Annotated in this window: 10 protein-coding genes; 8 read left to right on the top strand and 2 right to left on the bottom strand. The window is 65.8% G+C overall.

Translation table 11 applies throughout. The annotated features are described in order from the left end of the window. Positions 1-11: 11 nt before the first annotated feature. Positions 12-2,837: a preprotein translocase subunit SecA gene (gene secA, locus NA5_RS09890; protein ID WP_062984254.1), complete on the bottom strand. Its 2,826-nt coding sequence runs from the start codon at positions 2,835-2,837 to the stop codon at positions 12-14. Positions 2,838-3,425: 588 nt separating this feature from the next. Between secA and NA5_RS09885 the strand changes: the two genes are divergently transcribed. From NA5_RS09885 to bluB, 6 genes are all read left to right on the top strand, one after another. Continuing rightward, positions 3,426-4,838, top strand: coding sequence for a WS/DGAT/MGAT family O-acyltransferase (locus NA5_RS09885; protein ID WP_157110310.1), 1,413 nt, complete (start codon positions 3,426-3,428; stop codon positions 4,836-4,838). A gap of 7 nt (positions 4,839-4,845) precedes the next feature. Continuing rightward, a complete protein-coding gene (locus NA5_RS09880; protein WP_062984252.1) occupies positions 4,846-5,403 on the top strand; it encodes a DUF6912 family protein in 558 nt (185 codons plus the stop codon). Between the two features lie 168 nt (positions 5,404-5,571). Beyond that, positions 5,572-6,729 carry a ferredoxin reductase gene (locus tag NA5_RS09875; protein WP_062984250.1) on the top strand — a complete coding sequence of 386 codons (1,158 nt, stop codon included), beginning with the start codon at positions 5,572-5,574 and terminating at the stop codon, positions 6,727-6,729. Between the two features lie 80 nt (positions 6,730-6,809). Beyond that, positions 6,810-8,225 carry a fatty acid desaturase family protein gene (locus tag NA5_RS09870; protein WP_062984248.1) on the top strand — a complete coding sequence of 472 codons (1,416 nt, stop codon included), beginning with the start codon at positions 6,810-6,812 and terminating at the stop codon, positions 8,223-8,225. A 98-nt stretch (positions 8,226-8,323) separates the two neighbouring features. Continuing rightward, positions 8,324-9,571, top strand: a complete 1,248-nt coding sequence (locus NA5_RS09865) for a fatty acid desaturase family protein (RefSeq protein WP_062984246.1) — start codon at positions 8,324-8,326, stop codon at positions 9,569-9,571. 200 nt (positions 9,572-9,771) lie between these two features. Further along, on the top strand, positions 9,772-10,407 hold the full coding sequence (gene bluB / locus NA5_RS09860) for a 5,6-dimethylbenzimidazole synthase (protein WP_157110309.1): 636 nt from the start codon (positions 9,772-9,774) through the stop codon (positions 10,405-10,407). 124 nt (positions 10,408-10,531) lie between these two features. Here bluB and NA5_RS09855 read toward each other — a convergent pair whose 3' ends face one another. Then, complete coding sequence (locus NA5_RS09855; protein WP_062984243.1) at positions 10,532-11,824, bottom strand: acetyl-CoA C-acyltransferase; 1,293 nt, start codon at positions 11,822-11,824, stop codon at positions 10,532-10,534. Positions 11,825-12,240: 416 nt separating this feature from the next. Between NA5_RS09855 and NA5_RS09850 the strand changes: the two genes are divergently transcribed. Together NA5_RS09850 and NA5_RS09845 are read left to right on the top strand one after the other, a co-directional pair. Continuing rightward, entirely contained in the window at positions 12,241-12,945 is a 705-nt protein-coding gene (locus NA5_RS09850) for a helix-turn-helix domain-containing protein (RefSeq protein WP_062984241.1), read from the top strand. 12 nt (positions 12,946-12,957) lie between these two features. After that, positions 12,958-13,380, top strand: a complete 423-nt coding sequence (locus tag NA5_RS09845; protein ID WP_062984239.1) for a hypothetical protein — start codon at positions 12,958-12,960, stop codon at positions 13,378-13,380. The last annotated feature ends 190 nt before the right edge of the window (positions 13,381-13,570 follow it).

The following is a 13,570-nucleotide window of genomic DNA, read 5'->3' as shown; positions in this document are numbered from 1 at the left end:
TCGGGGCTCGATCAGTGCCTACGACGCGACTTCGGTGCGCGCTTCGGCTTGGCCTGCGCGCGGGCCGCCTCGCGGCGCTCACGGCGAGTGCCGCCGTCGCCGTACTCCTCGGCGTCACTGTGCACCGCCGCGTGACCGCCCTCGTCCGGACCCGAGTAGTGGAAGCCGTTGTTGGCCCGGGAATCACCGATACCCTTGGCGCGCAAGGCCGCGGGCGCACCATTGGCGACCGGGGCCTGCTGGGTCGGCAGTGGCTGCGGCGCGGCGCCGACCGGCGAGCGCAGGCCCGGATCGACCGCGACCCCCTCGGGCTGCGGCTGCTGCACCTCGACCTGCAGGTTGAACAGGAAGCCGACCGACTCCTCCTTCAGGCCATCGAGCATCGCGGCGAACATATCGAAGCCCTCGCGCTGGTATTCGACCAGCGGATCGCGCTGCGCCATGGCACGCAGGCCGATGCCCTCCTTGAGGTAATCCATCTCGTAGAGGTGCTCGCGCCACTTGCGGTCCAGTACCGAAAGCAGTACCTGGCGTTCGAGATTGCGCATCGAACCCGCACCGGCCAGACCATCGATCTGCTGTTCGCGCTTCTCGTAGGCGTCGTGCGCGTCATCGAGCAGCGCTTCGATCAGTTCTTCCTTGGTCAGGTCGCCCGCCTCGCCGATACCGGTCTCACCGGTCAGCTCCTTGTAGTCAAGGCTCACCGGGTACAGCGTCTTCAGCGCGGTCCACAGCTTGTCCAGATCCCAGTCCTCGACGTAACCCTCGGCGGTGGCGCCGTCCACATAGGCGGTGATCACGTCGGTGATCATCTCCTGGACCTGGCCCTCCATATCCTCACCGCGCAGGATCCGATTGCGCTCGCCGTAGATGATGGTGCGCTGCTGGTTCATCACCTCGTCGTACTTGAGCACGTTCTTACGGATCTCGAAGTTCTGCTGCTCGACCTGGGTCTGCGCGCTCTTGATGGCCTTGGAGACCATCTTCGCCTCGATCGGCACATCATCGGGCAGGTTGAGCCTGGTCATGATGGCCTCGAGCGCGGCGCCGTTGAAGCGCCGCATCAACTCGTCACCCAGCGACAGGTAGAACCGGGACTCGCCCGGGTCACCCTGACGACCGGAACGACCGCGCAGCTGGTTATCGATGCGCCGCGATTCGTGCCGCTCGGTACCGAGCACGTACAGACCACCCGCGTCGCGCACCGCATCGGCGTCCTCGGCGGTCTGCTCCTTGATCCGCTCCAGCGTCGGCAACCAGGCGGCCTGGTACTCCTCCGGCGTCTCCACCGGATCCAGCCCCTCCTTGCGCAGGATGATGTCGGTGATGATGTCCGGGTTACCGCCCAGCACGACGTCGGTACCACGACCGGCCATATTCGTCGCGACCGTGACCGCGCCCGGCCGACCGGCCTCGGCGATGATCTCGGCTTCCTTCTCGTGGAACTTCGCGTTCAGCACGTTGTGCGCGATGCCGCGCTTGGTGAACTGCTTGGACAGGTACTCCGAGCGCTCGACGCTGGTGGTACCGATCAGCACCGGTTGGCCCTTCTCGTGCCGCTCGGTGACATCGTCGACCACGGCCGCAAATTTGGCCTCTTCGGTCTTGTAGATCAGATCGGACTGGTCCGCGCGGATCATCGGCTTGTTCGTCGGGATCGGGACCACGCCCAGGCTGTAGATCTGGTGCAACTCGGCGGCCTCGGTCTCGGCGGTACCGGTCATACCGGAAAGCTTGTCGTAGAGGCGGAAGTAGTTCTGCAGCGTGATGGTGGCCAGAGTCTGGTTCTCCGGCTGGATCTCGACGCCTTCCTTGGCCTCGATCGCCTGGTGCATGCCCTCGTTGTAGCGGCGCCCGACCAGGATGCGGCCGGTGAATTCGTCGACGATGATGACCTCGCCGTCGCGGACGATGTAGTCCTTGTCCCGGTGGTAGAGCTCCTTGGCCTTGATGGCGTTGTTCAGATAGCTCACCAGCGGCGAATTGGCCGCCTCGTAGAGGTTGTCGATGCCGAGCTGATCCTCGACGAACTCCACGCCCGCCTCGTGCACACCGATGGTGCGCTTCTTGATGTCGACCTCGTAGTGCAGGTCCTTCTTCAACAGCGGTGCGATGCGGGCGAATTCGGCGTACCACTTCGAGGAGGCGTCGGCCGGACCCGAGATGATCAGCGGGGTGCGGGCCTCGTCGATGAGGATGGAGTCGACCTCGTCGACCACGGCGAAGTTGTGCCCGCGCTGGACCAGATCGTCCAGCGAATGGGTCATATTGTCGCGCAGGTAGTCGAAGCCGAATTCGTTGTTGGTGCCGTAGGTGATGTCGGAGTTGTAGGACTCGCGACGCTCGGCCGGGGTCATACCCGACAGGATCACGCCGACGCTCAGCCCGAGGAAGCGGTGCACACGGCCCATCCACTCGGCATCGCGCTTGGCCAGGTAGTCGTTGACCGTGACCACGTGCACGCCGTCGCCGGAGATGGCGTTGAGGTAGGCGGGCAGCACACAGGTCAGGGTCTTGCCCTCACCGGTCTTCATCTCGGCGATATTGCCGAGGTGCAGCGCCGCGCCACCCATGATCTGCACCTTGTAGTGCTTCTGGTTCAGCACCCGCCAGGACGCCTCACGGGCCACCGCGAACGCCTCCAATAGCAGATCGTCCAGCGTTTCGCCGTCCGCGTAGCGGTCCTTGAACTCGTCGGTCTTGGCGCGCAGCTCGTGGTCGGTGAGCTCCTCGAACTCGGGCCCGAGCGCGAGGACCTCATCCGCGAGGTGGGCGAGCCGCTTGACCGTGCGTCCCTCACCAATCCGTAGCAACCTCGTCAGTGTCAGCGCAGGCACGGGTCTCGTCAGTCCTCTGGTCGGTGTGTCAAATGTTCGGCCGTCACCCGGGGCGGGCAGTGTGCACATGGCCCCCGCCGAGCATGGCGGAATCCGCAGCACGCTTCATGGTAATGCGGCACCCATGGTAGGTGCCCATGACCAGCGACATAGCGCCGCATCCGCCGCTGCCGCCGAGGCGGCAGCCGTTTCTTTTCACCGTACCCGTGTGGCGCACGTCGGAGCGGGTGGGAATCCGATGGACCGGAACCTGTTTCAGCGTCGGTGTCATACGATGTAAGTCGTTCGTCGTGCCGGACGCCACGAGCCCTCTCTACCAGGGGCGACCCTTTATCCGACGGCACATGACGACACCAAGGGGCAGCGCGGCTCAAAAGGCATCCGTGATACGGCACCCCGATTAATGTGAGCGAATCGAGTTCCTCCGGTCTCGAACAATGCAGCCTTCCACGGAACCACGGCGTGGGTAAAGGGATGCGGGAATATCGCTGGATATGCCACAGGGGGCAGGACGAACCGTTGTGGGCGACCACAATGGGCGGTGAGACGGCTCGGGTGGGAGCCACATCGGAAGGAGCACCGGGCAGCGTGATCACGAGATTGACGCCGCAGGACGCGTCGTTCTATCGGCTCGAGTCGAGCAGCAATCCGATCCATATCGGCTCTCTCGCGATCGTCCGAGGTAGCGATTCCGCACAGGGGGAAACGGCACTCGACTACGACGGACTGGTCGATCTGGTGGAGAGCAGGCTTTCCCTTGTCCCCCGCTATCGCAGGAAGGTGCGCGAAATCCCATTCGCGCTCGGCCGCCCGGTCTGGGTGGAGGACAGCCATTTCGATATCACCTATCACATCCGCCGCTCCGCACTGCCCGCTCCGGGCACCGACTGCCAACTACACGATCTGGTGGCTCGGCTGGCGTCGCGACCGCTCGACCAGAGCCGCCCGCTGTGGGAGATGTATTTCATCGAGGGCCTGGCGGAGGGCCGGTCCGCGATCTTCACCAAAACCCATTCGGCGCTGGTCGACGGGGAGACCGCACTCGAGATCGGGCACGTCATCCTCGATGTCAGCGCGTCACCGCGCGGTATCGCCGACGACGCCTGGGTGGCTCCGCGCGAACCCAACGAAATGGAACTGATGATCGGCGCGCTGGCCCAGTTGGCCGCGCAGCCGCGCGAAGCGCTCGAGGTGGCCCGCGACGCGAGCGCGCACGCGTTCTCCGTGGTCGAGGCCGCGGGCAAGGCGGTGGATTCGATGGTTTCGGCCGTGCGCGCGGCCGCCGTCGGCGCACCTGACAGTCCGCTCAACGCCAAGACCTCGCGCAATCGCCGCTTCGATGTGGTGCGCACGGATCTGGACGACTACCGCAAGATCCGCAAGCGGTTCGGATGCTCGATCAACGATACGATCCTGGCCGTCGTCACCGGGGCGCTGCGCAATTGGCTGCTCTCGCGCGGTGAGGCGCTCACCGAATCGACCGTGCTGCGCGCGGTGGTGCCCATGTCGGTCTACGTCGAAGGCATCGACGACCAGCTGAAACCGACCAGCGAGGTCTCCTCGTTCCTGATCGATCTGCCGGTCGGCGAACCGAATCCGGTGATGCGCCTTTCCCACATCTCCCATGCCACCGAGGCCAATAGCAGGCATCGGCGCGGGGTGCGGGCGCGCACCCTGGTGCATCTGTCCGGCTTCGCTCCGGCCAGCCTGCATGCGATGAGTGTGCGGGCGGCGAGTACGTTCGCAGAGCACACGTTCAATCTGGTGATCACCAACGCACCGGGTCCGCAGACCCCGATGTATATCGGCGGCGCGCGGATGCTGGAGATGTATCCGGTGTCGCCGCTGCTGCGCAACCAGGCCTCGAGCATCGGGATCACGTCCTATGACGGACGCGTCTTCTACGGACTCAACGCCGATCGCGACGCGATGGCCGATATCGGCGTGCTGGCCGCGTCGGTGCACGAGTCCATGGAGGAGATGCTCGGTGCCTGCGTCTGAGAACACCATGCGGGTCTATATCCCCGCCACCGTGCCGATGCTGCGCGAGCTCGTCGCGAACCGGGAACTGCGCCCGGCAGGCGGCACCGCCTTCGCGGTCACGCCGACCCTGCGCGAGGCCTACGCCTCCGGTGACGACGACGAATTGGCCGAAGTGGCGATGGCCGAGGCCGCGCGGGCCGCGCTGCGCCTGCTGGCCGCCGAGCGCGAGGAGGCCACCGAGGCGGCCGACGACGAGGACGAGGACGCCGACGATCCGGCCACCACCTACCACAGCCCGGTCTATCGGCGTGCGGTCATCGCCGCCGATGTGACCGGCGCGAAGTTGCGCCCCGACCTCGACGACGCGGTGGTCCGATTGGCCGGACCGATCGGCTATGACCGAATCGCCTCGGTGCACGTCGACCTGGCCGAGGCCGAACCCGAGGTGGCCAAGGCGGTCGATGTCGTCGATGCCGCCGACCTCGGCGACGCCGATGCCGAATTCGTGCTCGGGGATGCCGAGGACCATCAGCTGGCCTGGTACGCCGCCCAGGAGCTGCCGTTCCTGCTCGAATTGCTGTGAGCCGAGCGCCAGCGAGTGAACCAAAACACAGCGCCCTCCGAGGCACGGCGGAACCGAGCGCCAGCGAGGTGTAGCACCAGCCTCAGCATCCCGTACGAACCTACGATGCCGTAACCTGGCTGCGAGGCGGCCTCACCGGTCGCGACGACAGGGAGACGAACGACGGCAATGGTCTTGAAAAAAGCGGCACTCTCGGTGCGCACGGTCCGGGAGTGGCTGGAGGCTCCGGCGGCGGAAGTCGCCGAACGCGGTGGACGGCTGAACGTGCTGCGCGGCGCCGTCGCCCGCGTCACCACGCCACTGCTGCCCGACGACTATCTGCACCTGGCGAATCCGCTGTGGTCGGCGCGTGAGCTGCGCGGCCGAATTGTCGAGGTGCGCAAGGAAACCGCCGATTCGGCCACCCTGGTCATCAAGCCCGGGTGGGGCTTCGACTGGAAATACGAGCCGGGTCAGTACATCGGCATCGGCATCCTGGTCGACGGCCGCTGGCACTGGCGCTCGTACTCGCTGACCTGCCCGCCGAACTGGACCGATCCGGAACACCGTGGCAAGCGCCTGATCTCCATCGCGGTCAAGGCGATGCCCGAGGGCTTCCTGTCCAGCCACCTTGTCAGCGGGGTCGCCGCGGGCACCATCGTCCGGCTGGCCGCACCGCAGGGCGGTTTCGTGCTGCCGTCGCCGCCGCCGGAAAAGGTGCTGTTCCTCACCGCGGGTAGCGGTATCACCCCGGTCATGGCCATGCTGCGCGCGCTGGATCGCCGCGATGTGGTCACCGATGTCGTGCATGTGCACTCGGCGCGCACCCGCGACGATGTGATGTTCGGCGCCGAACTGCGTGATCTGCACGATCGCCACCCCAGCTTCTCCTCGCATCTGCACCTCACCGATGAGCAGGGGCGGTTCTCCCTGACCACATTGGACGAACAGTTCCCGGATTGGCGTGCGCGCCAGACCTGGGCCTGCGGTCCGGCCGCCATGCTGGACGAGATCGAACAGCACTGGCGTGCGGCGGGCATCAGCGACCGGCTGCATGTCGAGCGCTTCGAGATCGAGCGCTCCGCCGTCGGCGAGGGTGGCACCGTGACATTCGGCAAGACCGGTCGCACTGTCGAGGTCGATGGCGCGACCAGTCTGCTGGAGGCGGGCGAATCCGCCGGTGTGCAGATGCCGTTCGGCTGCCGGATGGGCATCTGCCAAACCTGCGTCGTCACACTGGCTTCCGGACATACCCGCGATCTGCGCAATGGCGATGAGCGCCGCGAGGGCGACAAGGTGCAGACCTGCATCTCGGCCGCCGCGGGCGACTGCACCCTCGACGTCTGAGACAGCGACACTCGCAGACAACCCGTCGGGGGGATCCGACAGGTACCCTCGAGGTACATCCAGTCAGGGAAAGGACCCCGGTGGCCATCACCGATATCAAGGCGTTCGCTCATCTCACGGCGGCCGACATCGAAACACTGGGGCAGGAACTCGATTCCATCCGCCGCTCCGTCGAGCTGTCTCGCGGCGAGCGTGATGCCAAGTACATCCGGCGCACCATCGCGGTGCAGCGCGGCCTGGAAGTGCTCGCGCGCGGCGTGCTGTTCGGCAGCCGCAATCGGTGGGCCTGGCTGACCGGAACGGCACTGCTTTCGGTCGCCAAGATCATCGAGAACATGGAGCTCGGGCACAACATCAGCCACGGGCAGTGGGACTGGATGAACGATCCGGAAATCCACTCCAGCACTTGGGAGTGGGATATGACCGGCCCCTCGGCGCAGTGGCGGCGGGCGCACAACTATTCGCACCACACCTACACCAATGTGCTCGGCAAGGACGAGGACCTCGGCTTCGGCATCCTGCGGATGACCCGCGACGAGCAGTGGCGGCCGATCCATCTGATCCAGCCGCTGGCCAATATCCTGCTCGCGGCCACCTTCGAATGGGGTATCGCGCTGCACGACTGGAGCATCGAGAAGGAGCTCCTCGGCACGCCGCCCAAACAGCTGATGTCGGAGCCGAACAGGGAGTTCGGTCGCAAGATCGGCCGTCAGGTGGCCAAGGACTTCCTGATCTACCCCGCGCTCACCGGACCGGCGTTCACATCGACGCTGAAGGCGAACGCGACCGCCAATCTGGTGCGCAACCTCTGGGCCTACGCGGTGATCTTCTGCGGCCACTTCCCCGACGGCGCGGAGAAATTCACCATCGAACAGCTCGAGGGCGAGACCAGCGGCGAATGGTATCTGCGCCAGATGCTGGGCAGCGCCAATTTCAAGGCCGGACCCGCGATGGCCTTCATGAGCGGCAACCTCTGCTACCAGATCGAACATCACCTGTTCCCCGACCTGCCGAGCAACCGGTATCCGGAAATCGCCGAGCGGGTCCGCGAACTGTGCGACAAGTACGACCTGCCCTACACCACCGGCTCGCTCGGCAAGCAATACCTGCTGGCCTTCCGGACCATCCACAAGCTCGCACTGCCGGACCGCTTTCTCAAGCGCACCGCCGATGACGCACCGGAGACCTCCTCGGAGCGCAAGTTCGCGGGCGTCTCACTGCCCGCCATGCCGTCGATGCCGAATGCCGAGCGCTGGGCCGACAAGTGGAACGAGACGCACTGGCTGCCCGTCGACCCCGAGACCGGTAAGCGTCGCGGCCTGCGTTCGGCGCTCAACGAGGCCAAGGTGGTGCTGCGGGAAAAAGCTCGGCACGAGAAGGAAGTGCTGCGCGAGGCCAAGGTGACGCTGCAGGAAAAGGCACGTCAGGAGAAGGCGACACTGCAGCGAAAGGCCATGCGGGAGCGGGCGATCCGGCGTATCCGACGCCGCCGATGAGCTAGCATCCCCCGGTCACATTCGCAATGGGGGATTTGCCACAGCTCGGAGCCGCTGCTCGCAACCTACGGTCTCGTAACTTACGGTACTGTAGCCCCATGGCGATCTCGGATGTCAAGGAATACGCGCACCTCACCGAGGCCGATGTGGAGGCGCTCGGTGCGGAGTTCGACGCGATCCGGCGCGATATCGAGTCCACGCGCGGTGCTCGGGACGCGCGGTATATCCGCAATGTCATCCGCCTGCAGCGTGCGCTCGAGATCAGCGGCCGCGCGGTGCTGTTCGCCAGTTTCCTGCCGCCCGCCTGGCTCGCCGGTGTGGCCCTGCTCAGCACGGCCAAGATCATCGAGAATATGGAGATCGGGCACAACGTCATGCACGGGCAGTGGGACTGGATGAACGATCCGGAAGTCCACTCCAGCACCTGGGAATGGGATAACACCGGCCCGTCCAAGCACTGGAAGCAGACGCACAACTACCTGCACCACAAGTACACCAATGTGCTCGGCATGGACGACGACATCGGCTACGGTCTGCTGCGCGTCACCCGGGATCAGCGGTGGAAGCCGTTCAATATCGGCAATCCGGTCTACAACCTGGTGCTGCAGCTGTTCTTCGAATACGGCGTCGCGATCCAGCATCTGGAGCTGGGCAAGGTGCACCGGCTGAAGGAGGGCTCGCCGGAGCGGGCGGCATTCGAGGTCAAGCGCCGCGAGGTGCTGGTCAAGATCGGCAAGCAGGTCGGCAAGGATTACCTGCTGTTCCCGCTGCTCACCGGGCCCGCCTTCTTCTCGACGCTCACCGCGAACCTGACCGCCAATATCATCCGCAATGTCTGGACCAATGCGGTCATCTTCTGCGGCCACTTCCCCGACGGCGCGGAGAAATTCACCAAGGCCGATATCGATGGCGAATCCAAGGGCCAGTGGTATCTGCGCCAGATGCTGGGCAGCGCCAATATCTCCGGCGGTCCGGTCATGCACTTCATGACCGGCAATCTGAGCCATCAGATCGAACACCACCTGTTCCCGGATCTGCCGAGCAACCGCTACGCCGATATCGCGGTGCGGGTGCGCGCGCTGGCCGAGAAGTACGACCTGCCCTACACCACCGGCTCGCTTCCGGTCCAGTACTTCAAGGCCTGGCGCACCATCCTGAAGCTGGCACTGCCGAACAAGTACCTGCGCGCGACCCCCGACGACGCCCCCGAGACCGCCTCGGAGCGCAAATTCGACGGCGCCACTATGCCGAGCTTCGACCCGGTGAGCGGTAAGCGTCGCGGGCTGCGCACCGCGCTGCAGGATGGCCGCCGCCGGTTCGCCCGTCGGGCCGCGGCCGTCGGCTGACGCGAGTTCGGGTGGCTGTCCCGGGACGGGATTTCCTTCGTGGCGGCCACGATCGCCTCAGCTCGGATGTCGTCGAAGGCGCCCACGGAAGCCCGTGGGCGCCTTCGCCTTTCGATGGGCATATCGAATCCGGGCACAGCGCGCTGGCAGTACCCCTGGGCCTCGGCAGGAGCGCCGGTTGCGGCTGGTTGACTGATGGCGTGTGTGCTGAAGATCTGAGCGTTTACGAGGCCATCCGGATGCGGCGCGATGTACGGGCCGAGTTCACCGGTGACCTCGTCGATGATGCGACGCTCTGGCGGATTCTCGACGCCGCACATCGCGCGCCCAGTGTCGGCAACTCACAGCCGTGGGACTTCGTGGTGGTGCGCGAGGAGGCGACGCTGCGGAAGTTCGCGGACCACGTCGCGCAGAAGCGGATCGAGTTCCGGGACGCCCTGCCGCCGGAGCGGGCGGCGACCTTCGAGCCGATCAAGATCGAAGGCATTACCGAGAGCGGCACCGGCATCGTGGTCACCTACGACCACGACCGCGGCGGCCCGCAGGTCCTCGGCCGCGCCACCATCCCCGAAACCGGCATCTACTCGGCGGTCCTCGCCATCCAGAACCTCTGGCTGGCCGCCACCGCCGAGCACATCGGCGTCGGCTGGGTCTCCTTCTACGACCCCGAATTCCTGACCGACCTGGTCGGCCTACCCGACCACATCCGCCCCGTCGCCTGGCTCTGCATAGGCCCGGTACACGAATTCCAACACGTACCCGACCTCGAACGCTTCGGCTGGCGCACCCGCCGCCCCCTAACCGAAGCCGTCCACCAAGAAACCTTCCGCGCCTGACCCCCACTGCCGCAAAGGTTTTGACTACCTCGCACAACCTATAGCCTGTGCGAGGCCACCACTGCTTATGCGACAGCCAATATGTCCTGACGCAACCGGATCCGGAGCGGGGAGCGCCTGGCGGTCAGACTCGTTCCAGGACCGCCGATGCGCCGATGCCGCCTGCGGCGCAGATGCCGAGCAGGGCGGTGTTCTTTCCGGTGCGGGCCAACTCGTTGGCCATGGTGGTGACCATGCGTGCGCCGGTCGCGCCGAACGGATGTCCGAGGGAAAGCGAACCGCCGTGCACATTTAGCTTGTCCATATCGACCTCGCCGACCGCGGTATCGCGATCGAGACGGGTCTTGGCCCATTCGTCGCTGTTCAGCGCAGCCAGGACAGACAGTGTCTGGGCCGCGAAGGCCTCGTGGATATCGACGAAATCGACATCGCCGAGCGACATTCCGGCCTTGTCGAGGGCGCGCGGCATGGAGATGGCCGGACCGATCAGCACCTGATCGGTGGGATCGACGCTGACGTAGCTCCAGGAGCGGAAGGCGGCCAGCGGACGGTAGCCGAGGGCATGCGCCCGCTCCTCGCTCATCAGCAGCACCGCGGACGCGCCGTCGGTGAGTGGGCTGGCATTGCCCGCGGTCACGCTGCCGTCGCTGGCGAAGACCGGCTTCAGCTTCGCCAACTTCTCGACACTGGTATTCGCGCGCACAATTCCGTCGCGCGTGACATCCGCGCCGTCCGGAGTGCGCACCCGCAGCACCTCGTCGTCGAAGCGGCCGGAGTCGATCGCCGCGGCGGCCCGGTGGTGTGAGCGCGCCGCGAATTCGTCCTGATCCGCCCGACTTATCCCGTGGATGCGGGCCATCTTCTCGGCCGACTCCCCCATCACCTCACCCGTGGTGCGTTCGGCGATTTTCGGTCGGCTCGGCAGCAGATCGGTGAAGGGCGCGAGCCGGCGCGCCGCCGCGAGATAGTCCTTCGGCTTCGGCTTGCCCAGTGCCAGCGGCGCACCGGCATGCACCAGCTTCTGCGGCAACTTCACCTCGGCATTGCTGGTCGAATCGCTGCCACCGGCGATCATGATGTCGTATTCGCCGCGCTCGATCGCCGCCACCGCCGAGGTGATCGCCTGAAGTCCGGAGGCGCACGCGCGCGTCACCGTGTAGCCCTCACACCCGGGGTCGAGACCGAGATCCAGGGCGATCTCCCGCGCGATATTCGGCGCGGCACTCGGCAGAATCACCCCACCCCACACGATCGCCTGCACCTGCGCACCGGGCAGCCCGGTCCGCTCCAGCAACCCACGCACCGCGGCATCGGCCAGCGCGATCGAATCCATCCGCGTGTATTCGCTGAACGCCTTGACGAAGGGCGTCCGCGCACCGGAAACGATGACGGCACGGCGAGCAGCACTGGTAGCCACGGGATTTCCTCCTCGAGAGATCTGACCCACAAACTTACTCGGAAGTAAGTTCGAGGTCCAGACCCGGGAGGACCCGGCTCAGCGATCCCCTCCATCGCCGCTGAGCCGGGCATTCTCAACCGACCGCTGTGCCCTGATTTCACAAGCACATCGGTAACTCATCGGGCACGCCCGAAAGCGAGTCCGGCACTCAACCGCCGCCCACGACGACGCTGTCGGGGCACCCGTGGCAAAAGACCCGGGAGGCGGATGAGCAGCGCCCGTCCCGGCGAACGCCCCTGCTCGTCCCGGAACTCGCTAGGTCGACGTCGACACACGCTCGGCGCGAGGAAACAGTAGCAATCTTTCTATTAGTTTTTCAAATCTTTTCTATGAAGTTGGCTTTTGTCCCAAAAAGCCCTAGCATGAGGCTCACTATGCAAAGCCCTTCGGAGCTGTCGCGACATAAGCGCTTCGGCCGAATCATCAAGGAACGCCGGGACGAACTCGGCCTCACCCAGATGCAGATCGGCGATCTGGGAGGGCCCTCGGCGCCGACGATCCGCAAGATCGAAGACGGCGATGCGACCATCAGCACGCACACCCTGAACAAACTCGACGCGCCGCTGCGCTGGCTGCCCGGCAGTGCGGCGCGCACCTATGCGGGCGGCGATCCGACCGCGCGCGAGGTCGCGCCGCACACCCCGAGCACCGACGAGTCGATCGTCTCCGGACCCGATTCGATCCGCTTCGAACTCTCCGACCTGACCGGACTGCTCGCCGCAGCCGGTCGGCTCAATGATGCGGTCGAGCGCGGCCGGACCACCGAACCCCATGTGGTGTCGGCCATCTCGGAGCTCAACGGGGTCGTCTCGCGGCTGTCCGCGCGCTACGCCACCGCGATGCTGGAACGCAACGGCGGACCCGGCAAAACCCTGCACCCCTTGGTCGCGATGGCGTTCGCACATCTGCTCGATGTGCCCGCCGAGTCCAGCGATCCCGCCGACCTGGAGGAACGCCGCTATCGGCGCTGGCTAGCCGGACGCGCGGAGGATGTGGACGCCGGTACCGAGGGCCGCTTCCGCGCACGCTGGCTGGCGGCCAATCCCGGCGCGGCATCGATTCGAAACGGCAAGCAGTAGAGGGCAGTACAGATGACCGACGATGCGATGAACCGAGCGCGACTGACGCTCAGCCACAAGGTGAATCGACTATTCGCGACCGTGCACCCGCGCTCGGAGCCCGAGCGCACGACGGCCGCGGTGGCCGAACAGGTCGGCGCGCAACTGGGCCGCACCGTTGCGGCGGACCAGCTCGACCGGCTGCGGCGCGGCGAATTCGATTCCGCGCCGGTCGGATCCGACCTGCTCACCGCCATCGCACAGTGCTTCGGCGTGAGCGCCGACTATCTGACCACCACGGGCGCGGCGGCGGCCGCGATCGATCGGGAACTCGAATTGCTGGCCACCATGCGCGATGCCAATGTCGCCAGCATCGCGCTGCGCGGATCCGATGTCGATCTCGCCACGCTGACCGCGCTCATCCATCGCACGGATCAACCGGTCCGGCGACCGTAGACCGAGAACCTTCTTCTCCCCCACCTCCCCGAACCTCAGGCCGGGGAGCGTCGTCGCGGACCGGCGGTCGATAGCCTCGCCGAGGTTCGGGCGTGCCCGATGAGTCACCCGCTGACGAAATCAGTTGCCGCGCAGCCACATAACAATGTTCTCCGGGCATTCAGCTCATCTGCTGAATGCCCGGAGAACA

The organism is Nocardia anaemiae NBRC 100462 (assembly GCF_001612725.1).
GTDB classification, from domain to species: Bacteria; Actinomycetota; Actinomycetes; order Mycobacteriales; family Mycobacteriaceae; genus Nocardia; species Nocardia anaemiae.
Note: the sequence above shows the minus strand (reverse complement) of the source record. Positions and strands in the feature narration are given on the sequence as shown.